This window comes from Burkholderia stabilis (genome assembly GCF_001742165.1).
Classification (GTDB): Bacteria; Pseudomonadota; Gammaproteobacteria; order Burkholderiales; family Burkholderiaceae; genus Burkholderia; species Burkholderia stabilis.
The window spans coordinates 1855649-1878178 of the sequence record NZ_CP016442.1 but is presented as its reverse complement, the minus strand read 5'-3'; the positions used below and the strand labels follow the sequence as shown (position 1 = coordinate 1878178).

The 22530-nt window shown below is 68.1% G+C and carries 19 protein-coding genes; 7 read left to right on the top strand and 12 right to left on the bottom strand.

Translation table 11 applies throughout. The annotated features are described in order from the left end of the window. Positions 1-135 precede the first annotated feature (135 nt). Entirely contained in the window at positions 136-468 is a 333-nt protein-coding gene (locus tag BBJ41_RS08710; RefSeq protein ID WP_069746172.1) for an ArsR/SmtB family transcription factor, read from the top strand. Further along, positions 461-925: an SRPBCC family protein gene (locus BBJ41_RS08705; RefSeq protein WP_069746171.1), complete on the top strand. Its 465-nt coding sequence runs from the start codon at positions 461-463 to the stop codon at positions 923-925. The genes BBJ41_RS08710 and BBJ41_RS08705 overlap by 8 nt, the downstream gene beginning before the upstream one ends. A gap of 57 nt (positions 926-982) precedes the next feature. Here BBJ41_RS08705 and BBJ41_RS08700 read toward each other — a convergent pair whose 3' ends face one another. The 6 genes from BBJ41_RS08700 to BBJ41_RS08675 all read right to left on the bottom strand — a co-directional run bounded on the left by BBJ41_RS08700 (position 983) and on the right by BBJ41_RS08675 (position 8688). Next, on the bottom strand, positions 983-2284 hold the full coding sequence (locus tag BBJ41_RS08700; RefSeq protein ID WP_047899833.1) for a THUMP domain-containing class I SAM-dependent RNA methyltransferase: 1302 nt from the start codon (positions 2282-2284) through the stop codon (positions 983-985). A gap of 210 nt (positions 2285-2494) precedes the next feature. After that, positions 2495-4609 carry a site-specific recombinase gene (locus BBJ41_RS08695; protein ID WP_069746170.1) on the bottom strand — a complete coding sequence of 705 codons (2115 nt, stop codon included), beginning with the start codon at positions 4607-4609 and terminating at the stop codon, positions 2495-2497. Between the two features lie 453 nt (positions 4610-5062). Continuing rightward, a complete protein-coding gene (locus BBJ41_RS08690) occupies positions 5063-5788 on the bottom strand; it encodes a PqiC family protein (protein ID WP_069746169.1) in 726 nt (241 codons plus the stop codon). Then, positions 5785-7404, bottom strand: coding sequence for a PqiB family protein (locus BBJ41_RS08685; RefSeq protein ID WP_069746168.1), 1620 nt, complete (start codon positions 7402-7404; stop codon positions 5785-5787). Before BBJ41_RS08685 ends, BBJ41_RS08690 begins: the two co-directional genes overlap by 4 nt. Further along, on the bottom strand, positions 7397-8026 hold the full coding sequence (locus BBJ41_RS08680; protein WP_069746167.1) for a paraquat-inducible protein A: 630 nt from the start codon (positions 8024-8026) through the stop codon (positions 7397-7399). The genes BBJ41_RS08685 and BBJ41_RS08680 overlap by 8 nt, the downstream gene beginning before the upstream one ends. After that, the gene (locus BBJ41_RS08675; RefSeq protein WP_069746166.1) at positions 8023-8688 is read right to left on the bottom strand and encodes a paraquat-inducible protein A; all 666 of its coding nucleotides are present in this window, start codon (positions 8686-8688) and stop codon (positions 8023-8025) included. The genes BBJ41_RS08680 and BBJ41_RS08675 overlap by 4 nt, the downstream gene beginning before the upstream one ends. 259 nt (positions 8689-8947) lie before the next feature. Here BBJ41_RS08675 and BBJ41_RS08670 point away from each other — a divergent pair, with 259 nt between their 5' ends. The 4 genes from BBJ41_RS08670 (at position 8948) to BBJ41_RS08655 (ending at position 12172) form a co-directional block, all read left to right on the top strand. Continuing rightward, a complete protein-coding gene (locus BBJ41_RS08670) occupies positions 8948-9508 on the top strand; it encodes a cytochrome b (protein ID WP_069746165.1) in 561 nt (186 codons plus the stop codon). Between the two features lie 8 nt (positions 9509-9516). Continuing rightward, on the top strand, positions 9517-10077 hold the full coding sequence (locus tag BBJ41_RS08665; RefSeq protein WP_069747636.1) for a YceI family protein: 561 nt from the start codon (positions 9517-9519) through the stop codon (positions 10075-10077). Between the two features lie 65 nt (positions 10078-10142). Further along, positions 10143-10721, top strand: a complete 579-nt coding sequence (locus BBJ41_RS08660; RefSeq protein WP_069746164.1) for a YceI family protein — start codon at positions 10143-10145, stop codon at positions 10719-10721. 173 nt (positions 10722-10894) lie between these two features. Then, positions 10895-12172: an MFS transporter gene (locus tag BBJ41_RS08655; RefSeq protein ID WP_069746163.1), complete on the top strand. Its 1278-nt coding sequence runs from the start codon at positions 10895-10897 to the stop codon at positions 12170-12172. Between the two features lie 15 nt (positions 12173-12187). On the opposite strand, the gene BBJ41_RS08650 is transcribed toward BBJ41_RS08655, so the two are convergent. From BBJ41_RS08650 to queA, 6 genes are all read right to left on the bottom strand, one after another. Continuing rightward, positions 12188-13717: a S41 family peptidase gene (locus tag BBJ41_RS08650; RefSeq protein ID WP_083281828.1), complete on the bottom strand. Its 1530-nt coding sequence runs from the start codon at positions 13715-13717 to the stop codon at positions 12188-12190. A 205-nt stretch (positions 13718-13922) separates the two neighbouring features. Beyond that, positions 13923-14873 (bottom strand): protein translocase subunit SecF, encoded by a 951-nt coding sequence (gene secF, locus BBJ41_RS08645; RefSeq protein ID WP_069746161.1) that lies wholly within the window; start codon positions 14871-14873, stop codon positions 13923-13925. An 18-nt stretch (positions 14874-14891) separates the two neighbouring features. Next, positions 14892-16913: a protein translocase subunit SecD gene (gene secD / locus BBJ41_RS08640; protein WP_069746160.1), complete on the bottom strand. Its 2022-nt coding sequence runs from the start codon at positions 16911-16913 to the stop codon at positions 14892-14894. A gap of 106 nt (positions 16914-17019) precedes the next feature. Next, the gene (gene yajC / locus BBJ41_RS08635; protein ID WP_048250795.1) at positions 17020-17343 is read right to left on the bottom strand and encodes a preprotein translocase subunit YajC; all 324 of its coding nucleotides are present in this window, start codon (positions 17341-17343) and stop codon (positions 17020-17022) included. A gap of 213 nt (positions 17344-17556) precedes the next feature. Beyond that, positions 17557-18744 (bottom strand): tRNA guanosine(34) transglycosylase Tgt, encoded by a 1188-nt coding sequence (gene tgt / locus BBJ41_RS08630; protein ID WP_069746159.1) that lies wholly within the window; start codon positions 18742-18744, stop codon positions 17557-17559. Between the two features lie 155 nt (positions 18745-18899). Further along, positions 18900-19967 carry a tRNA preQ1(34) S-adenosylmethionine ribosyltransferase-isomerase QueA gene (gene queA / locus BBJ41_RS08625; RefSeq protein ID WP_069746158.1) on the bottom strand — a complete coding sequence of 356 codons (1068 nt, stop codon included), beginning with the start codon at positions 19965-19967 and terminating at the stop codon, positions 18900-18902. 167 nt (positions 19968-20134) lie between these two features. Here queA and recG point away from each other — a divergent pair, with 167 nt between their 5' ends. After that, the gene (gene recG / locus BBJ41_RS08620) at positions 20135-22477 is read left to right on the top strand and encodes an ATP-dependent DNA helicase RecG (protein WP_069746157.1); all 2343 of its coding nucleotides are present in this window, start codon (positions 20135-20137) and stop codon (positions 22475-22477) included. Positions 22478-22530: the final 53 nt, after the last annotated feature.

Sequence of the window (22530 nt, the reverse complement as noted above, 5' to 3'; positions counted from 1 at the left end):
GTGTGGAAACCAGCCTTGCATTGCGCCGGGATTGCAGTGTGATCGCGGCCTGCTGACACCGTATTGTCAGTAGAGTTGTCACCCTTGACATGCAACTATTTGGTTGCATAATAAGGCCATTGACCCGGGAGTGGCATGGATCTCGTTTTCAAGGCGCTGGCCGACGCCACGCGCCGTCAGTTGCTCGACCTGCTGCATGCGAAAAGCGGCCAGACGTTGTCCGAGTTGTGCGACGGACTCGCGATGAGCCGGCAGGCCGTCAGCAAGCATCTCGCGCTGCTCGAGGCCGCGAATCTCGTCGCGACAGCGTGGCGTGGCAGGGAAAAGCTGCATTACCTGAATCCGGTGCCGATCCACGACATTGCGGAACGCTGGATCGGCAAGTTCGAACGTCAGCGCCTGCAGGCGCTGGCGGATCTCAAGCGCGGGCTGGAAGCGGCCCACGAAAAAGGAGACGACGATGAGTAACCCCGCCTTTGTGTACGTGACCTTCATCGCGGCGACGCCCGAGCGCGTGTTCGACGCACTGACCAATGCCGAGCTGACGAAAGACTACTGGGTGCGGCATCGCAATGCGTCGCCCGACTGGCGGCCGGGCTCGCGGTGGGAACATCAGGACTACGACGATCCGTCGCGGGTCGACATCGTCGGCGAAGTGGTCGAGAACGACCCGCCGCATCGGCTGGTCGTCACGTGGGGGACGCCGTCAGGGGAGAGCGGGGTGTCGCGCGTGACCTACCTCGTCGAGCCGCACGAGGGCATCGTGAAGCTGACCGTCACGCACGACGGCCTCGTGCCGGGCTCGGAGATGGATCGCGGGATTCGCGGCGGGTGGCCGGTCGTGTTGTCGAGCCTGAAGACGCTGCTCGAGACGGGGCAGGCGCTGGCGTTCACGAAGGGGCGCTGGTCGGAGTCGAAGCACTGACGCGCGCCGCAGGGGCGGGCGCGGGCGCCGCAACGGCGGCCCGCGCGGGGCGGCTTCTTACGCGTCGCCTTCCGGCGCGGCCGGGCGCGCCTTCACGCTGCCCGCGATCAGGTCGAAGCGGAACAGCCGGCATTCGAGCGCGCCGTTGAACAGCGGCGTCTTCGCCGATTCGCGCAGCCGCAGCTGGCCCGGCAGCGAACGGTCGGACGTGAGCAGGAATGCCTGCCAGCCGGTGAAGCGCTGTTTCAGCGCATCGCCGAGCGCGTTGAAGAACTCGCTGTCCGGCGCGTCGGTGTGCGTGCGGCGGAATGCGTCGTCGTTGCCGCGGTTGCGGCCGGTTTCGCGCACCTCGCCGCGCGCGCTGCGGCCGCGCACTTCGATCCGCTCGCCGTACGGCGGGTTCGCGAGGATGATGCCCGGGCCGTCGCACGGCGGCGTCATCCCGCGCGCGTCGACCTGCTTGAGCCACACCGACGGCACGCCCGCGCGCTCGAGGTTCGCGCGCGCCTTCTCGAGCATGTCGCCGGAGATGTCGCTGCCGTACACGCCGAGTGCGTCGCCGCGCTTGCCGCGCGCCGCGCGCTTCGCGTCCAGCGCCGGGACCTTCAGGCCCTGCCACGCGGTGATGTCGTATTGCTTCAGCTTTTCGAAGCCGAACCGGCGCTCGACGCCGGGTGCCACGCCGAGCGCGATCTGTGCGGCTTCCGCGAGGAACGTGCCGCTGCCGCACATCGGGTCGTACAGCGCGGTGCCGGGCGTCCAGCCCGTCAGGCGCAGGATGCCGGCGGCCAGGTTCTCGCGCAGCGGCGCCGCGCCCTTGTCGAGACGCCAGCCGCGCTTGAACAGCGGCTCGCCCGACGTGTCGAGGTACAGCGTGCACTCGTTGGCGGTCAGGAACGCGAACACGCGCACGTCCGGCGCGCCGGTGTCGATGCTCGGACGCGCGCCGGTCTTGTCGCGCATCCGGTCACAAATGGCGTCCTTCACGCGCAACGTCGCGAATTCGAGGCTCTTCAGCGGCGACTTGATCGCGGTGATGTCGACGCGCAGCGTCTGCGTCGCGGCGAACCAGCGCTCCCACGGCTGCTCGAGCGCGAGCGCATAGACGTCCTGCTCGTTGCGGTACGCCCGGTGCGCGATCTTCAGCAGAATCCGGCTCGCGATCCGCGAATGGAGGTTCGCGGCCATGCCGGCGGCCCAGCCGCCGCTGAAATGGACGCCGCCCGGCACCTGCGCGCCCGCGGTGAACGGCGCGCCGTTCAGGTGGCGGCCGGCGATTTCGGCCAGCTCGGCGGCAAGCGCCGCTTCGAGGCCGCGCGGGCAGGGGGCGAAGAATTCGTACAGGGTGGGCGAGGACATAAAGGCGGGTGAGGACGTGCAAAAGTCCACCATTGTACGCGGCGCGGGCGACCGGGGCCGGCGTTGCGTCGCGTATCGGCAGGTTCGAGTGCGTTTCGGCGTGTTTTGGCGCCCCTTGGCGGGCCGCCGCCAGCGCGCTGGCCGTGCATGCGGGCCGGGAAGGCAGGCGCGGCGGCACCCGGCCGGGTACCGCCGCACTGCCGGAGGAGGTTAGTGCGAGCCCGACTGGCCAGCGCGCGCGGCCTGGCCGGCGGCCGGCCAGAACAGCGCGGACGGCTTCGACAGCACCGTGCGGATGATCGCGCCGACGAGCGCGCGCACCTTGGTCCGGCGCAGGCTGCGCGAGCGCACGGCCATCGTGAACGCGAGCGCGAAACTCACGAGCACGTTGAGGATCGCCATGCTGAGCACGCCGGCGCCTGCCCACCACAGTTCGGGTGTGCTCAGCGCGTTCTTGCCGAGCACGCCGAGCGCGATCCCGATCGAGCCGGCCGACAGCGTCACGTGCCGCACCTCGAACGGGAACAGGAACACGGTGACGATCGCCGGAATCAGGCCGAGCATCAGGCCGAGGCCGACGTTCGCGACCACGCCGGCGATGTTCGACCGGCAGAAGTGCGCGAGCTTCGCGGCGCCGGCCACGCCGAGCGTGAGCCGCAGGCGGCGGTTGTACGTGAGCGCGTCGCCGACCCGGTGCAGCACGAACCAGTTGTCGGCCCAGCCCGCGAGCAGGCTCGATGCCCACAGCAGTACGCCGGTCAGCGCCGCGTACAGCGGCGTCGGGCCGAGCAGCGAGAACGAGTGCAGCGTCGCGTGCGCCTTCTCCGGCGAGATCAGGTTCGCATGCAGCACGCCGCCCGCGAACAATTGCACGAGCAGGCACACGGGCAGCACGACGAGCACGTTGCCGGAAATCGCGGCGGCCTGCGTGCGGATCAGCGCGATCACCGACGACACGAACGCCTTCACGCCTTCCTCGTGACCGGTGTCGTCGAGTTCGCGTGCGAGCGTCGGCGCGGTCATCGCCGGCTGCTTGGTCGCGAGCGTGAAGTGCAGGAAGTGCATCAGCATGAAGCTGGCCGCGTAGTTGATGCCCGCGAGCAGCCCTTCGAGCATCGACTGCAGGTGCGCGCCCGTGATCGCGAACTTCACGCACACGGTCACGACGGTGACGAGGCCGCCGCCCGCGGCCATCCGCAGCATCTTCAGGTACTCGGCACGGCCGCGCGAAATGTAGTGCTCGCCGGTGTCCGCGTTGGTCTCGACGAGCTTGCGCGCGAACAGCGAGAAATTGCTGCGCACGAGGTGCGTGACGCTCTGGCTGTTCTGGTTCGCGTCGATGAGCTCGGCGGTGAGGTGCGCCATCCCGTGCAGGTCGTCGCGCGCCATCCACGCGTTCAGCAGCATTTCGGCGCGCAGGATGCGCATGCGCATCCGCTCGACCTGGAACACGATGTCGACCGACACGCCGTTGCGGTACAGGTGCGCGAATACCTCGTCGACGGCGATCCGGCATTCGTCGAGCAGCACGCGCAGGTAGTTCACCTCGTGCAGCAGCTTGCTCGGGTCGCCGCCGTCCTCGACGGCCGCGTGCGCGGTCTCGACCGCGAGCATCGCGCGCGTGAGGCGGTAGAACGGCTGCGTTTCGAGCGGCTTGCGCGCGTCGTCGTCGGACAGGCGGTTGCGCACCGTCTGCGACAGGCCGGTCGAACTGATCTGGCAGGTGAGGTTGTGCAGCGCGGCCAGCAGGTCGCGCGAGAACGAGCCGGGCTCGTGGCGTTCCTCTTCGGTGACGTCGAACGAGATCAGGTCGGCAAGGCGTGCGAGCAGGTCGTTGGGCAGCGCGTCGATCCATTGCGCATCCGCGGGCGTCGGGAACATCAGCGTGAACAGCGCCGACAGCTCGCGGCGGTTCGGCGCCGGCGGGATCAGCGACGAGTCGATCCGCTCGAACAGCGCGCCGAAGAAGCCGGAATGCACGGGCATGCCGGCGTCGCACAGCAGCGAGATGCCGTCGCACTCGCGCAGGACGCCGCGCAGGATGCGCCCGGCATGCGATTTCCATGCGGGGTTGCGGTCGAGCACGTGGAACAGGTAGCGCAGCCGCGCATGGGCCGGATACGCGCGCGCATCGGCGTCGCGATCGGCCGGCGCGTCCTGCATCGTGCCGTTGCGGCGCAGCCAGTGCGCGAGCTCGATCAGCCATTCGCTGCGCTCGGCGTAAGACGCATCGGCGTCGGCGTGCGCGAGCAGCGCATCGAGCTGGTGACCGGCATTGCGCGACGCGCGCCACTTCTTGATCAGGGTCGTCAGGGAACGAAACATAAACGGAATAGCGAAAGCCCTGGGCGGGCGGGTTCGGGATGCCGGCCGGGACAACGGCACGGCGCCGGGGAGAACGGGTGAGACGGGGCCGGTTCGGACGTAAGCGCGGCGACCCGCGATGCGGCTGCCCCGCTGCGGTGCACGCCGATCGCGTGCGGGCGCCGGGAGGCACGGCGGTCGGGCCGAACGCGGCCCGGCGCCGCTGGCTGATGCGCACGACGAACGGCGCGAGCCTGAAAGTGCGTAGGATCGTCAATCGGGCCGGAAAACGCAAGCCGACCGCGTTGCATGACGCCGGTTCCGGCCGACTTTGACAAACAATGCAAACTTGCCGTTCGGCCGATGAAGGCGGCGGAACGCAGGCCGCGGCTACCGGCTACCGCTACCGGACCCGCCGGGCCGGACGGCGCCGCGCAGCCGGGCGTGTCGAGCGCCCGCCTGCGCGCTGCATGCTCATGCGCCGGACTTGCCCGTCGCGCCGGCGTTGCCGCCCGGCGTCGGGTTGGCCGGGCACGGCACGACAGGCGTTGCGGCCGTCTTGCTGCCGGCGGCGGACGCGGCCGCCGCTGTTGCGCCGCGACGCGCAGCCATCGCGCGCACGCCGGCCGCGGCTTGCGTCGCGATCACGTCGAGCGCACGCCGGTGGCCGGCGACGAGCGCGTCGTAGCCATCGGCGACTGGCTCCGCGACGCTCGTGCGGCAGGTCATCACGGCTTGCGAGCCGACCGCGCGCACGCTCCACACCGCGTCGATCGCCGCGCGCTTGCCCGGCCACGACTCGAAGCGCTGCACGTTCATGCTGACGCGATAGACGGGTACGCCGGGCGGATACGCGGAATTCGCGACGTCGATCGTGCCGAGCTGCGCGGCGAGATCGTCCGACAGCGCGCGGCGGATCTCGTCGGCGGGCATCGACGCCCAGCGCTCCTGTTCGAGCACGTCGACCTGCGCGGCGTTCTTCTGCACGACCAGCTGGTTCTTCGCGATCTGTTCGGGCACGCCGACCGACGGCACTTCGATCAGGAACGCCGGGTTGGCCGGCGCGGTGCGCACCGGAGCCGCGGCGTCGGCCGGGCTGAGCGTGTAGAACCGCGCGGGCGGCGAGCTGCACGCGGCGAGCGCGAGTGCGGCGAAGGCCGCCGCCGCGCCGCTCGCGAAACCGTTCACGCGTGTCGTCATTGTTGATCTCCTGGCTTGCCCTTGAGCAGCGATTCGGGGTGGCGCTCCAGATAGTCGGCGAGCGCGTTCAGCGACTGCAGCGTGCGCGTGAGTTCCTTCAGCGCGCCGCGCACGTCGGACTGCAGCGGCGAATCCTGCTGCAGCGTCGCTTCGGCGGTCGAGAAGGTCTGCTTCGCGGCCGACAGCGTGTCGCGCGCTTCCGGCGCAACCTGCGTGTCGAGCTGCTTGAACAGCTTGTCGGCGTTCGACAGCGCGCTGTTCAGGTTCGCGCCGATCTGGTCGAACGGCACCTTGTCGAGCTTCTTCGCGATGTCGGCGACCTGCAGCTGCAGCTCGTCGAGCGTGTTCGGCACGGTCGGCAACTCAAGCGGCTGACGCGTCGTGTCGATCTTCGCGGCCGGTGCCTTCGGGAAGAAGTCGAGCGCGACGTACAACTGGCTCGTCAGCAGGTTGCCGGTGCGCAACTGGCCGCGCAGCCCGTGCTGGACGAGCCGCTCGACGATCTCGCGGCGGGCCGGTTCGCCCTTGCTCTCGATCGTCTCGCGGAAGCGGCGGCCGAGGCGCTCCGGATACACGTTCATCGTCACCGGCATCAGGAAGTTCTTCGTTTTCGGATCGAAATCGATGCCGATGTTCGTCACTTCGCCGAGCACGATGCCGCGGAAGTCGACCGTCGCGCCGACCGCGAGCCCGCGCAGCGACTGGTTGAAGTTCATCACGACCTGCAGCGGCTGGCCGTCCGGATCGCGCATCGCGTCGCCCTCGTCGGACGAGAGGCGGAACGTCGTGTTGTTCGGCGCCGTCGTGCCGCTACCCTGGTTCGGCGGCGTCTGGAACGCGATGCCGCCGAGGATCACCGTCGCGAGCGACTGCGTGTTCAGCTTCAGGCCGCTCGAATCGAGCCGCAGGTCGACGCCGCTTGCCTGCCACCAGCGCGAGTTCACGCCGACGTACTGGTCGTACGGCGCATTGACGAACACGTTGAACGTGACGCCCGTGCCGTCCTTGTCGAGCGAGAAGCCGACCACCTGGCCGACCTGCACGCGGCGGTAGTAGACGGGCGAGCCGATGTCGACCGAGCCGAGCGAATCGCCGCGCAGCACGTATTGCGTGCCTTTCTGGTCGCCGGTGACGGCGGGCGGCGTCTCGAGGCCGGTGAACTCGGTCAGCGTATCCTGCGAGCGCCCGGCGTCGACGCCGATGTACGCGCCCGAGAGCAGCGTGCCGAGCCCCGACACGCCGGTCGCGCCGACGCGCGGCCGCACGATCCAGAAGCGCGAGCCCTTGACCGCGAAGTCCTCCGCCTCCTTCTTGAGCTGCACCTGGACGAGCACGCGCGACAGGTCTTTCGACAGCTTGATCGTCTTGACCATGCCGATCTCGACGTCCTTGTACTTGACCTGGGTCTTGCCGGGCTCGAGCCCTTCGGCGCTGTGGAAGCTGAGCGTGATTTCCGGGCCGCGCTCGCGCACGGACTTGATCACGAGGCCGATGCCGATCAGCGCCGCGATCAGCGGCACGAGCCAGACGAGCGACGGCAGCCAGCCGCTTTTCGTCGAGATCGTCGGGTCGGGCGGCCGGGACGCGTCGTGCTGCGGGCCTTGCGGACTATTCATGGTGATTCCCTGAGGTTTCGACTGGATCCCAGATCAGGCGGGGATCGAACTGCATCGACGCGAGCATCGTCAGGATCACGACCGAGCCGAACGCGAGCGCGCCGGGGCCGGCCGTGATGACGGCGAGCGAACGGAAATGGACGAGCGCGACGGTCAGCGTCACGACGAAGATGTCGAGCATCGACCAGCGGCCGATGCGCTCGACGATCCGGAACAGGCGCGTGCGCTGCAGCGGCCGCCACGCGGTGCGTCGCTGCGCGCTGATCACGAGGATCAGCAGCACGCCGAGCTTGAGCATCGGCACGAGGATGCTCGCGACGAACACGACGACGGCGAGCGGCCAGTCGCCCGATATCCAGAAATAGATGACGCCGCTCATGATCGTGTCTTCCTGCGAGCCGACGATCGACGCGGTGCGCATGATCGGCAGCAGGTTCGCCGGAATGTAGAGGATTGCGGCGGCGAGCAGCAGCGCCCACGTGCGCATCAGGCTGTTCGGCGTGCGGAAATGGAGCGCGGCGCCGCAGCGCGCGCAGTGCGCGTGCGGCTGGTCGAGCGTCTGCACGAGCCCGCACATGTGGCAACTGGCATAACCCTCGCGGGCGGCGGTCGGGATCGTCATCGGCGGGCGGCCTCCGGCAGCGGCGCGGCATCGTCGGGCTGTTCCGGCGCGCGGCCGGCGCGCAGGTCGTCGGCGATGTCCCACAGCGTGCGCGGGTCGAACATCAGCACGACGGCGATCATCAGCGTGAGCGCGGCGAACGCGAACAGCGCGGCCTCGGGCACGACACGTGCGAGGCTCACCATCTTCACGATCGTCACGAGAATGCCGAGCATGAACACCTCGATCATGCCCCACGGGCGCACCAGCTCGATCGCGCGCAGCACCAGGTTGAAGCCGGGCGGCACGACGCCGCGACGGATCGGCAGCAGCAGGTACAGCAGCGCGGACATCTCGATGAGCGGGAACAGGACGGTCGAGCAGAACACCATCACGCCGACGATCGCCATGTCCTGGCGCCACAGCGAGTCGATCGCGCCGATCAGCGTCGTCTGCACGCGGTTGCCGTTCACGTCCATTTCGAGGATCGGGAACGCTTGCGCGATCACGAACGTGATCAGCGCCGCGAGCGCGAGCGCGCAGATCCGCTCGATCTGCGCGGCGCTGTTGCGATAGAGCAGCGCGTCGCAGCGCGGACAGCGCGCGATTTCGCGGCCGCTGAGACGCGGTTTGTGCAACAGTGCGTCGCACTCGTGACAGGCAATCAGGTCGTTTCGTTGCATGGAAAAAGCGGTTGTGCGACGGCTGGGGGAACGCGTCGACGGGGCCGGAACCCGCGCCAATCTTACCAAAACGCCTTTTTCGAGGTGTCAACGATCGCGCATTCGGTGACCGATCGGGAACATGGCAGGAAGCGGGCAGCCCGCTGACATGCCTGTCCTCAGAGTCCGCGCGTGTCAAAAGGTTGCGGTAGCATGGCGCCCTTGACAAGCGTCGGACGCATGGCCGGCGCGGCTGTTCGCTGAACTGAGGAAATCCAAGATGGCATCGAATTCGCTGCCGGCCAGGCCGGTACGCTATACGCAGACGGCGATCGCGCTGCACTGGCTGATCGCGCTGCTGATTATCTGCGGCTTCGCGCTCGGCTGGGTAATGACGGACATCCCCGGCTTCACGCCGACCAAGTTGAAGTATTTCTCGTGGCACAAGTGGATCGGCGTGACGGCGTTCGCGCTGGCCGTCGTGCGCGTGCTGTGGCGCGCAACGCACGTGTCGCCGCCGCTGCCGGGCGGGATGGCCGCGTGGCAGCGGCTCGGTTCGCACGGCGTGCACTTCCTGCTGTACGTGCTGATGCTCGTGATTCCGATCACCGGCTACCTGTACAGCTCCGCGTCGAACATCCCGGTCGTCTATCTCGGCATCGTGCCGCTGCCGCGGCTGATCGACCCCGATCCGGTGCTCAAGGAAACCTTCAAGACGCTCCACGTGTCTTTGAATTACATTCTGCTTGCGCTCGTGTCGCTGCACGTGCTTGCGGCGCTCAAGCATCAGTTGTTGGACCGCGACGGCCTGCTGTCGCGAATGCTTCCCTTTGCCAAATGAAGGATCCCATGAAAGTGTCTTTCTCCCGCTCCATGCTGACCGCGTTCGCCGCGGTGTCACTTGTCGCGTCGGGCGCGGCGCTCGCCGATGTCGATCTCGCGAAGAGCAAGGTGTCTGCCGTGTCGAAGCAGATGAACGTGCCGACCGAAGGCGCATTCAAGAAGTTTTCCGCGCAGGTGAAGTTCGATCCGGCGAAAGCCGCGCAGGGCAGCGCCCAGATGACGATCGACATCGCCAGCTACGATCTCGGCGACAAGATGTACAACGACCAGGTCGCCGGCAAGGACTGGTTCGACGCGAAGGCGTATCCGCAGGCCACGTTCGTGTCGTCGGCGATCGCGCCGGCGGGCGGCAACAAGTACAACGTGACCGGCAAGCTGACGATCAAGGGCAAGGCCGAGACCGTCACGGTGCCCGTCACCGTCACGCAGAGCGGCGCGACGCAGACGTTCGACGGCGTGCTGCCGATCAAGCGTTCGGCGTTCAACGTCGGCACCGGCGAATGGAAGGACACGTCGGTCGTCGCGGACGAAGTCCAGATCAAGTTCCACCTCGTCGCCACGAAGTAAGCGGCGGCCTGTTGCCTCACCCGAATGCCGCGCGAGGGCGCGGCGCCGTTCCAAGGAGAAAGAGTTTGAAAAAGCATCTGATGATCGCCGCGGGCGCACTGGCCGCATCGCTGTCGTTCTCGGCCTTCGCCGAAACCGCGACGTACCAGTTCGATCCGGCCCACACGTACCCGAGCTTCGAGGCCGACCACATGGGCGGCCTGTCGGTCTGGCGCGGCAAGTTCGACAAGTCGAGCGGCACCGTGACGCTCGACCGCGCGGCGAAGACGGGTACGGTCGACGTGACGACCGACATCGCGTCGATCCACACCGGCAGCTCGAAGCTCGACGAGCACCTGCAGACGGCCGAATTCTTCGACGTGGCCAAGTTCCCGCAAGCGAACTACAAGGGCACGATCAAGTTCGACGGCGACAAGCCGGTGTCGGTGGTCGGCAACCTGACGCTGCATGGCGTCACGAAGCCGGTGACGCTGAAGATCGATTCGTTCAAGTGCATGCCGCATCCGATGCTCAAGCGTGAAGTGTGCGGCGTCGACGCGGTCGGCGAATTCAGCCGCGACGATTTCGGCCTCGACTACGGCAAGCAGTACGGCTTCAAGATGAAGACGAAGCTGCTGATCACGGCCGAAGCGCTGAAGCAGTAACGCGTCCGGCCCGAGCGGCCGCCCGCGTGCGAACCGCCGCGCTCCCGACCCGGGGGCGCGGCGGTTTTTTTTGCGCGCCTATAATCGCCCGAGCGCCGCGTGCGGCGCCGGGCGGGCCGACGATGCGAGCGCGGCCGCCTCGAACAGAACGTACAACGACAAGGAGATCGCCGATGCATGCCGTCACGCAGTCCCGTTCCATTGCCTCGTCGCCGCGCGTGTGGCGCGCGGTGGTCGCCGCGTCGATCGGCAACGCGCTCGAGTGGTTCGATCTCGTCGTCTACGGCTTCTTCGCGGTGACGATCGCGAAGCTGTTCTTCCCGGCCGGCAACGACACTGTGTCGCTGCTGCTCACGCTCGGCACGTTCGGCGTGTCGTTCTTCATGCGGCCGCTCGGCGCGATCGTGCTCGGCGCGTATGCCGACCGCGCGGGCCGCAAGGCCGCGCTCACGCTGTCGATCCTGCTGATGATGGCCGGCACGCTGGTCATCGCGGTGCTGCCGACCTACGAGACGATCGGCGTCGCCGCGCCGGTGATCCTCGTCGCCGCGCGGCTGATGCAGGGCTTCTCGGCGGGCGGCGAGTTCGGCAGCGCGACCGCGTTCCTCGCCGAGCACGTGCCGGGCCGGCGCGGCTTCTTCGCGAGCTGGCAGGTCGCGAGCCAGGGGCTGACGACGCTGCTCGCCGCCGGTTTCGGCACCGTGCTGAACGCGCAGCTCACGGCCGCGCAGATGGCCGCGTGGGGCTGGCGTGTGCCGTTCTTCTTCGGCCTGCTGCTCGGGCCCGTCGCGTACTACATCCGCACGAAGGTCGACGAGACGCCCGAGTTTCTCGCGGCTGAAAGCACCGCGAACCCGCTGCGCGACACGTTCGCGTCGCACAAGGCGCGCCTGGTCGCCGCGATGGGCGTGGTCGTGCTCGGCACCGTCGCGACCTATCTCGTGCTGTTCATGCCGACCTACGGCGTGAAGCAGCTCGGCCTCTCGCCGTCCGCCGCGTTCGCGGCGATCCTCGTCGTCGGCGTGATCCAGATGGCGTTCGCGCCGCTCGTCGGCCACTGGTCGGACCGTTACGGCCGCGTGCGCGTGATGATCGCGCCGGCCGTCGGCATCCTCGTGCTGATCTATCCGGCGTTCGCGTATCTCGTCGCGCATCCGGGTTTCGGCACGCTGATCGCGCTGCAGGTGCTGCTCGCGTTCCTGATGACGGGCTACTTCGCGGCGCTGCCGGGCTTGCTGTCCGAGGTGTTTCCGGTGCAGACGCGCACGACCGGGATGTCGCTCGCCTATAACGTCGCGGTGACGATCTTCGGCGGCTTCGGGCCGTTCATCATCGCGTGGCTGATCCGCGCGACCGGGATGAAGACCGCGCCGAGCTTCTACCTGATGTTCGCGGCCGTGCTGAGCCTCGCGGCGCTGATGGTGCTGCGCCGGCGGTTCGGCTTTCGGTGAAAGGGCGGCGGTGCGTCAGTTGCCGACGCGCTCGCACACCGGCTGCGCCGGCATCAACTGCGCCGGCGCATCGACGGTCCGCACCGGGCGTGCGGCCAGCGCATTGAGCGCCTGCTGTAACTGCCAGTCGCCGGCCGTGCCGAACGCGCGCTGCGGCAGCGCCGCGCTCTTCGCCGTATCGACCTTCGCGCGCACGCGCTGCTCGCGCAGCGTTTGACGTTCCTTGCGCACACGCGCGAACGGGTCGGGCGCCTGCCGGTCCGCATACGGCGCGCGGGCGAGATCGGCTTCGCGGTACCACAGCAGCACGCCGTCGACGTCCGAATCGCGGCGCGGCGGCACGAGCCAGTCCGGTACGACGCCGTAGCCGTCCATCGGGCAGCCGTTCGGCCGCAGATTGCGTGCGAACGTGAAATTCAGGCGCGTGCCGTCGATCAGGTCGACGCCGGTTTGTGCGAGCCCCTTTCCGTAGGTCGGCATGCCGAGCAGTTTCGCGCGGCCGAGATCCTTCAGCGCCGCCGCGGTTGCTTCGGCGGCCGACGCGCTTTGTCCGTCGACCAGCACGACGAGCGGCACGGTGCGCCACCAGTCGTCGGCCTGCAGCGGCGCGAGCGGGTCCTGTTCGTGCATGACCGGCAGTGCGTAGTCGGGCCAGTTGGTCGTGTAGCGATGGCGATTCGCGTCGCCGCGCTCGACCGTCACCATCGCCGTACGGTCGCGCCCGGCGAACAGCGCGGTGATGCCGATCGCCGCATTGAGCGCGCCGCCGCCGTTGATGCGCAGGTCGAGAATCACGCCTTTCACCGGCGGGCCCGCGCGGCGCGCGGACTGCACCGCGTCGATGTAGTCGCCGACCGCCGGCTCCGGAAAGCTCGACAGCCGCGCGTACAGGATGTCGCCGTCGAGCCGCTTCGCGATCGCCGGATGCGTCTTCACGATCGCGCGCACGGGCGCGAAGTGGAGCACCGCATGCTGCGGGCCGCGTTGCACCGTGAGCTTCAGCGGGACACCCGCGTCGCCCTTGGCGATTTTCACGACTTCGCTGCTGTCGATGCCGACGACGCTCCTGTCGTTCATCGCGACGACGAGATCGTCGGGGCGTACGCCGGCCTTCTCGGCGGGTGCGTCTGGAATCACGTCGATGATGTGCAGCCCGTCGGGCCGCGTCTCGAAGACGATCCCGATGCCCGGCGTGCCGTTGCGCGTGCGCTGCTCGTCGTCGCGCCGTTCCTGCTCCTCCTTTGCATCGAAGAAGCGCGCGTACGGGAGCGTCTTGATTCCGGCATGGACCGTTGCATCGAGCAGCGCGCCGATATCCACGTCGGTCAGGTGCTGCTGCTTCAGCACCTCGACGGCGGCCTTCAGTTCGCAGATCTGCGGTTCCCAGTCGGGCGGGCAGGGCGACGGCGATTGGGGCGCGGGGGACGAAGCGGCGGGCGGGGCGGATGCCGGCTGCGCGCCGGCGGATGGCATCCACGGCAGGAGCGCGGCCGCAGCGATTGCACGGACGGCGAAACGACGAACGACACGCAGGGGAGGCATCATCGGGACCGCACGTTCGGACGGGTGGCGAGGGGGCTTGCCCGCCGGCGCGTGGCCGGCATGCAGTGGGGCAGGGCGGTGACGATTGTAGCCGACACCTGTGACGGTGCAGGTCGGGCTGCGCGCATGCCGCACGGCGGCGGCCTGCGAAAAAAAAGGCCGGTCCAACAGGACCGGCCTTTTTGCATTCGCCGAAACGGCGCGGCGCTTAAACCTGCGCGCCCGCGTTCGGATCGTCCGGATCGTGCGCGGACTTCTTTTCCTTGATCAGGTCTTCGCGCTTGATGCCGAGCCACATCGCGAGCGAGCCCGCGACGAACACCGACGAGTAGATGCCGAACATGATGCCGACCGTCAGCGCGAGCGCGAAGTAGTGCAGCGTCGGGCCGCCGAAGAAGAACATCGACAGCACCATCATTTCCGTCGACGTGTGCGTGATGATCGTGCGCGACATCGTGGTCGTGATCGCGTGGTTGATCACTTCCTGCACGGTCATCTTGCGTTCGCGGCGGAACGTCTCGCGGATCCGGTCGAAGATGACGACCGACTCGTTGACCGAGTAGCCGAGCACCGCGAGGATGGCCGCGAGCACCGCCAGCGAGAACTCCCACTGGAAGAACGCGAAGAAGCCGAGAATGATCACGACGTCGTGCAGGTTGGCGATGATGCCGGCGACCGCGTACTTCCATTCGAAGCGGAACGACAGGTAGATCACGATACCGATCACGACGCACGCGAGCGCGAGCAAGCCGTCGGTCGCGAGTTCGCGGCCCACCTGCGGGCCGACGAACTCGACGCGCTGCAGCGTGACGTCCGGGCTCTGCGCCTTCAGCGCGCCCATCACCTGGTCGCTCTGCTGCGCGGACGTGAGGCCTTCCTTCAGCTGCAGCCGGATCAGCACGTTGCGCGACGTGCCGAAGTTCTGCACCTGCGCGTCGGCGTAGCCGAGCTTGCCGAGCGTCGCGCGCACCGGTTCGAGCTCCGCGGCCTGCTGGTACTGCACCTCGATCACCGTACCGCCGGTGAATTCGACGGACAGGTGCAGCCCGCGGTGGAACAGGAAGAACACGGCGGCGAGGAACGTGACCAGCGAGATCACGTTGAACACCAGCGCGTGCCGCATGAACGGAATGTCTTTACGGATGCGGAAAAATTCCATGGTCTCGTCTCCGGGGCCTTATTGGGTCGAGCCCGGTTTCTTCGGCGACACGCCTTGCTGCGCGCGATTGCGCAACTGCGGCTTGCCGGCGCGCGGCGCGTTGCCCTTCGCGGGGGCGGCGAGCTTCGCGGCGCGTGCGGTGTCGGTCGATTCGTCGGCCGCGTCGAACGATGCGGCGGCAGCGGCGCCTTCCGGCCTCCACACCTGGCCGATCGCCAGCGACTTCAGCTTCTTGCGGCCGCCGTACCAGAGGTTGACGATCCCGCGCGAGAAGAACACCGCGGAGAACATCGACGTCAGGATACCGATACAGTGCACGATCGCGAACGCGCGAACCGGGCCCGAGCCGAACGCGAGCAGCGCGAGGCCGGCGATCAGCGTCGTGACGTTCGAGTCGAGAATCGTCGCCCACGCATGCGCGTAGCCGGACTGGATCGCGAGTTGCGGCGGCTGGCCCGCGCGCAGTTCTTCACGCACGCGCTCGTTGATCAGCACGTTCGAGTCGATCGCCATACCCAGCGCGAGCGCGATGGCGGCGATACCGGGCAGCGTCAGCGTGGCCTGCATCAGCGACAGCACGGCGACGAGCAGCAGCAGGTTCACCGACAGGCCGATTACCGAGATCACGCCGAACAGCATGTAGTACGCGATCATGAACACGGCGATCGCGCAGAAGCCCCAGATCACCGAGTGAATGCCCATCTTGATGTTGTCGGCGCCGAGGCTCGGGCCGATCGTGCGTTCCTCGATGATGTCCATCGGCGCGGCGAGCGAGCCGGCGCGCAGCAGCAGCGCGAGGTCGGCGGCGGCCTGCGGCGTCGGCTGGCCGGTGATCTGGAAGCGGTCGCCGAGTTCGGACTGGATCGTCGCGACCGTCAGCACTTCACCCTTGCCCTTCTCGAACAGCACCATCGCCATCGGCTTGCCGATGTTCTCGCGCGACACGGCACGCACCGAGCGGCCGCCCGCCGAGTCGAGGCGGATGTTGACCGACGGACGCTGATGATCGTCGAAGCCGGCCGACGCATCGATGATGCGGTCGCCGGTGAAGATCACGTCCTTCTTCAGCAGCACCGGCGCCTGGTTGCCCTGCGTGAACAGTTCCTCGCCCGGCGGCACCGGGTCGTTCGGGTTCGGGTGCGTGTTGATCGGATCGGCGAGGCGCGCCTCGAGCGTCGCGGTGCGGCCGATGATGTCCTTCGCCTTCGCGGTGTCCTGCACGCCCGGCAGCTCGACGACGATACGGTCGCTGCCCTGCTGCTGCAGGATCGGCTCCGACACGCCGAGTTCGTTCACGCGGTTGTGGAGCGTCGTCAGGTTCTGCTTGAGCGCGGCGTCCTCGACGGACTTCTGCACGGCCGGCGTGAACGTGCCGACGACTTGCGTGCCGCCGCCGCCGGGCTGCGTCGCCCATTGCAGTTCGGTGATCTGCAGCGCGAGCACCTTGCGGGCGTCTTCCGCCGTCTGCGCATCGCTGAAGTTGACGACGACGGACTGATCGACGCGGCTCACGCCGCCATCGCGGATGTTCTTGTCGCGCAGCAGCGTGCGCGCGTCGGACGCGTCGGAGTCGAGCTTCTTCGTGAGCGCGCCCGTCATGTCGACCTGGAGCAGGAAGTGGACACCGCCGCGCAGGTCGAGGCCGAGATACATCGGCAGCGCGTGCAGTGCGGTCAGCCAGCGCGGCGACGCGCTCTGCAGGTTCAGTGCGACGACGTACTGCGGATCGTTCGGGTCGGCGTTCAGCGACTTCTGCAGCAGGTCCTTGACGCGCAGCTGCGTATCGGTGTCCTTCAGGCGCACGCGGATGTTCGCGTTGGTCGCCGTGTTCTCGAAGGTGACGTCGTCCGGTGTGATCTGCGCGGACGCGAGCGCGGATTCGACCTGGGTCAGCGTGGTCGAATCGAGCTTGACCGTGGCCTTGCCGCTCGACACCTGCACCGCCGGCGCTTCGCCGAAGAAGTTGGGCAATGTGTACAGAAAGCCGATGGCGAGCGCCACGACCATCACGACATATTTCCAGAGTGGATAACGATTCATGAGGGGGCCGAACGGGTGGTTGGCGTGAAAGCGTCGCGTCCGGCGCCGCGGCGGGCTGCTCTCTCAGGCAGGCGCGACGCGGGGAGCCGGACGCTCGGTGTAAGGCTTACAGCGACTTGATCGTGCCCTTCGGCAGAATGGTCGTGACCGCAGCCTTCTGCACGGTGATTTCGGTGCCTTCGGCGATTTCAACGCCGATGTAGCCTTCGGTGACCTTCGTCACCTTGCCGACGAGGCCGCCGCTCGTGACGACTTCGTCGCCCTTGGCCATCGCCGAGAGCATGTTGCGGTGCTCCTTCTGCCGTTTCATCTGCGGGCGGATCATGATGAAGTAGAGCACGGCGAACATCAGAATGAGCGGCAGGAAGCTCATCAGGCTCGATTCGGCGCCACCGGCGCCTTGCGCGAAGGCATTGGAAATGAACGGCACGTTGGTCTCTCCGTAGGGGAAGATCGAAAAATAAGCCGGTTATTCTACCACCGGCCCCATGCGCAAACGGCGCGGCAAATGCGCTTTCGGATCAAGCTGTTAAAGCACGAACCGACACCGTTGCGACTTGTTTGGAAAGGTAATTGTAATGTTTGGCGGTCTGGACCGACAGTCGGGACGCGTTATTTAGTACACGTCCGGTGTGACGGCCCGTCAGTCGACGCCTCTCGCGCGATCCTCCGCGAAGCGCTGGCGGAACGCGTCGAACGTGTGGGTTTCGATCGCGTCGCGGATCTCGCTCATCAGCTGCAGGTAGTAGTGCAGGTTGTGGATCGTGTTGAGCTGCGCACCGAGGATTTCGCCGACGCGGTGCAGGTGATGCAGGTAGCCGCGCGAGAAGTTCTGGCACGTGTAGCACGTGCAGCTCGCGTCGAGCGGCTTCAGCGAGTTCTTGTGCGTCGCGTTGCGGATCTTCACGTCGCCGAAGCGGGTGAACAGCCAGCCGTTGCGCGCATTGCGGGTCGGCATCACGCAGTCGAACATGTCGACGCCGTTCGAGACGCCCTCGACGAGATCCTCCGGCGTGCCGACGCCCATCAGGTAGTGCGGCTTGTTGGCCGGCAGCTTCGGGCCGACGTGGCGCAGCACGCGCATCATGTCTTCCTTCGGTTCGCCGACCGACAGCCCGCCGATCGCGAGGCCGTGGAAGCCGAGCTCCGACAGCCCGGCGAGCGATTCGTCGCGCAGGTCCTCGAACATCCCGCCCTGGACGATCCCGAACAGCGCGTTCGGGTTGCCGAGCCGGTTGAACTCGTCGAGCGAGCGCTTCGCCCAGCGCAGCGACATGCGCATCGAGTCGGCCGCTTCCTTGTGCGTCGTCGGCACGCCGTTGGTGGCGTACGGCGTGCACTCGTCGAACTGCATCACGACGTCCGAGTTCAGCACCTTCTGAATCTGCATCGACACTTCCGGCGACAGGAACAGCTTGTCGCCGTTGATCGGCGACGCGAACGTGACGCCGTCCTCGGTGATCTTGCGCAGGTCGCCGAGCGAGAACACCTGGAAACCGCCCGAGTCGGTCAGGATCGGCTTGTTCCAGCCCATGAAGCGATGCAGGCCGCCGTGCGCGTCGATCGTGTCGAGGCCCGGGCGCAGCCACAGGTGGAACGTGTTGCCGAGGATGATCTGGGCCTTGATCTCGTGCAGCTCGCGCGGCTGGATCGCCTTCACGGTGCCGTACGTGCCGACCGGCATGAAGATCGGCGTTTCGACCACGCCGTGATTGAGCTTCACGCGGCCGCGGCGTGCGTGGCCGTCGGTCGTCAGCAGTTCGAATTCGAGCCCGTTGGCCGGGCGGTCCTGCACGGGGGCGTGCGTATCGTGGGATGAACCTTCGGTCATCGCGTCATTCTCCTCGCTACCGGAAAACAGTCCGGCGCATGTTGGAAACGCCGCCGGGCGACCGGCGGCGGGGAAAAAGCGGGTGCGCGCCATCGTAGCGCGCGCAGCGGGAAAACGGGGCGCGACGGCGGTACTGGCGGTCGCGCAGGCCGCGCTTACGCGCGCGGCGCCTCCGGCGTGTCGCGCCGCGTGAGCAGCATCGCGTCGCCGTAGCTGAAGAAGCGGTAGCGTTCTTCGATCGCGTGCCGGTACGCCGCGCGGATCGTCTCGACGCCCGCGAACGCGGAGACGAGCATCAGCAGCGTCGACTTCGGCAGGTGGAAGTTCGTGACGAGCCGGTCGACCACGCGGAAACGATAGCCGGGCGTGATGAAGATGTCGGTTTCGGCCTGCGTCGCCGCGAGCGGGCGGCCCGCTTCGTCGGCCGAGCGCGCGGCGGCTTCGAGCGCACGCATCGACGTCGTGCCGACCGCGATCACGTTGCCGCCGCGCGCGCGCGTGGCGGCGATCCTGTCGACGAGCGACTGCGGCAGGTCGTACCACTCGCTGTGCATCTTGTGCTCGGCGATGTTGTCGACGCGCACCGGCTGGAACGTGCCGGCGCCGACGTGCAAGGTCAGCGTCGCGCGCTCGACGCCCATCGCGTCGAGCTTGTCGAGCAGCGGCTGGTCGAAGTGCAGGCCGGCCGTCGGCGCGGCGACCGCGCCCGGATTGCTCGCGTAGACGGTCTGGTAGCGCGTCTCGTCGGTCGCGTCGGGATCGTGCTCGATGTACGGCGGCAACGGCAGGCGGCCGAACTGCTCGATCAGCGTGAGGCACGGCTCGGGGAAGTGCAGCGTGAAGAATGGCTCGACGCGCTCGCCGACCGTCACGTCGAACGCATCGGCCAGACGCAGCGTCGTGCCGGCGCCGGGCGACTTGCTTGCGCGGATCTGCGCGAGCGCCGTGTGCGTGCCCGTCACGCGCTCGATCAGCACCTCGATCTTGCCGCCGCTGGCCTTCTGGCCGAAGAACCGCGCCTTCAGTACCTTGGTATCGTTGAAGACGAGCAGGTCGCCGGGCGCGATGCACGACGGCAGCGCGGCGAAATGGCGGTCGACGAGGCGCGCGGGCTCGACGGTGCGGTCGACCTCGAGCAGGCGGCTCGCGGTGCGATCGGGCAGCGCGGTTTGTGCAATCAGCTCGGGCGGCAGATTGAAATCGAAATCGGAAAGCGTGAACATGCGGGCTGGTTCGAAACGGCCGGCGGGCGTCGCCGGCAGGGCGGAAACGCGTAAATGGGGCGCGCGAGCCGCTATGATGACGGGATGCGCGGCCTGGCCGGCGTCGTTCGTTCGGACGACGTGAAAGCCGCTATTGTACTTGCCTTGCGAAGCACCCAGACGATCCGATGCCTGTGTCCCCCCGCCGTTCCTCCACTGCCGTTGCCGATTCCGCCGATCCGTTCGACGCGGAGGATGCCGTGCCACCCGCGCACAGCGCAGGGGAGCGCGGTGCAGAGCCGGGCGCGGAACCGCAGCGCGCCGCGCCGCGCCGCGCGGGGCCGAAGCGCGGCGCCGACGGGCGGCTCGCGCAGCCGGCCGCCGCCGCGCCCGATGCCGAAGGCGCCGCCGCGAGCGACGAAGCGGGCGCGGCCGGCGCGAAGCGCAAGAAGAAGGCGGCCGACAAACCCGTGAAGACCGCCGACAAGCTCGCGAAGCTCGGCCTCACACGCTCGATCGATCTCGTGCTGCATCTGCCGATGCGCTATGAGGACGAAACCACGCTCACGCCGATCGGCGAACTGCTGCCGGGCGGCATCGCGCAGACCGAAGGCGTCGTGTTCGACAACGAGGTCGCGTTCCGGCCGCGCCGCCAGCTCGTCGTGAAGATCCAGGACGACGACGGTGAGCACCTGGTGCTGCGCTTCCTGAATTTCTACGGCTCGCAGGTCAAGCAGATGGCCGTCGGCCAGCGGCTGCGCGTGCGCGGCGATGTGCGCGGCGGCTTCTTCGGGATGGAAATGGTGCATCCGGCGGTGCGGGTTGTCGAAGCGGACGCGCCGCTGCCGCAGGTGCTCACGCCCGTTTATCCGAGCACGGCCGGCGTGTCGCAGGCGTATCTGCGCAAGGCGATCGAGAACGCGGTCGAGCGCACGCCGCTGCCGGAGCTGCTGCCGCCCGAGATCGAGCGCGATTACCTGAAGCCGCTCGGCGTGCCGTCGCTCGAGCAGGCCGTGCGCATCTTGCACCACCCGGGCGTCGATTCCGACGAAGCCGCGCTGATGGACGGCTCGCACCCGGCGTGGACGCGCATCAAGTTCGAGGAACTGCTCGCGCAGCAACTGTCGCTCAAGCGTGCGCACGAGGAGCGCCGCACGCGTGCGGCGCCCGCGATGCCGCGAAGCACCGCGAGCGATGCCGGGGCGCTCACGACCCGGCTCTACGCGGCGCTGCCGTTCACGCTGACGGGCGCGCAGTCGCGCGTCGTCGACGAAATTGCGCACGACCTCACGCTCGCGCACCCGATGCAGCGCCTGCTGCAGGGCGACGTCGGCAGCGGCAAGACGGTCGTCGCGGCGCTGGCCGCCACGCAGGCGATCGATGCCGGCTACCAGGCCGCGCTGATGGCGCCCACCGAAATCCTTGCGGAACAGCACGCGCGCAAGCTGCGCGCGTGGCTTGAGCCGCTCGGCGTCACGGTCGCGTGGCTCGCGGGCAGCCTGAAGGCGAAGGAGAAGCGCGCGGCGATCGAGGCGGCGGCGCTCGGCACCGCGCAGCTCGTGATCGGCACGCACGCGATCATCCAGGACACGGTCGAATTCGCGCGGCTCGGCCTCGTGATCGTCGACGAACAGCATCGTTTCGGCGTCGAGCAGCGTCTCGCGCTGCGCGCGAAGGCCGCGAACGCGGCCAACGGCGCGCGCGATTTCCAGCCGCACCAGCTGATGATGTCGGCCACGCCGATTCCGCGCACGCTCGCGATGACGTACTACGCGGATCTCGAAGTCTCGACGATCGACGAGCTGCCGCCGGGCCGCACGCCCGTGCTGACGCGCCTCGTCGGCGACGCGCGGCGCGAGGAGGTGATCGCCCGCGTGCGCGAGGCCGCGCTGACCGGGCGCCAGGTGTATTGGGTGTGCCCGCTGATCGAGGAAAGCGAGACGCTGCAGCTGCAGACGGCCGTCGAAACCTACGAGACGCTCGCCGCGGCGCTGCCCGAGCTGAAGGTCGGGCTCGTGCACGGCCGGCTGTCGCCGGCCGACAAGGCGGCCGTGATGGAGGCGTTCACGCGCAACGACGTGCAATTGCTCGTCGCGACGACCGTGATCGAAGTCGGCGTCGACGTGCCGAACGCGTCGCTGATGGTGATCGAACACGCCGAGCGTTTCGGCCTCGCGCAGCTGCACCAGTTGCGCGGCCGCGTCGGGCGCGGCACCGCGGCATCGGTGTGCGTGCTGCTGTACACGGGGCCGCTGTCGATCACCGGTCGCGAGCGGCTGAAGACGATGCGCGAGACGACCGACGGCTTCGAGATCGCCCGGCGCGACCTCGAAATCCGTGGCCCCGGCGAATTCCTCGGCGCGCGCCAGTCGGGCGCGGCGATGCTGCGCTTTGCGAACCTCGAAACCGACGGCTGGTTGATCGATCCGGCGCGCGACGCCGCGACGCGGCTGATCGACGCGTATCCCGACGTCGTCACCCAGCATCTCGCACGCTGGCTCGGCGCGCGCGAGCAGTACCTGAAAGCCTGATTCGCGCATTCGGGGCCGGATTTAAAACCGCCATTCGGTGCATCGAAATGCAG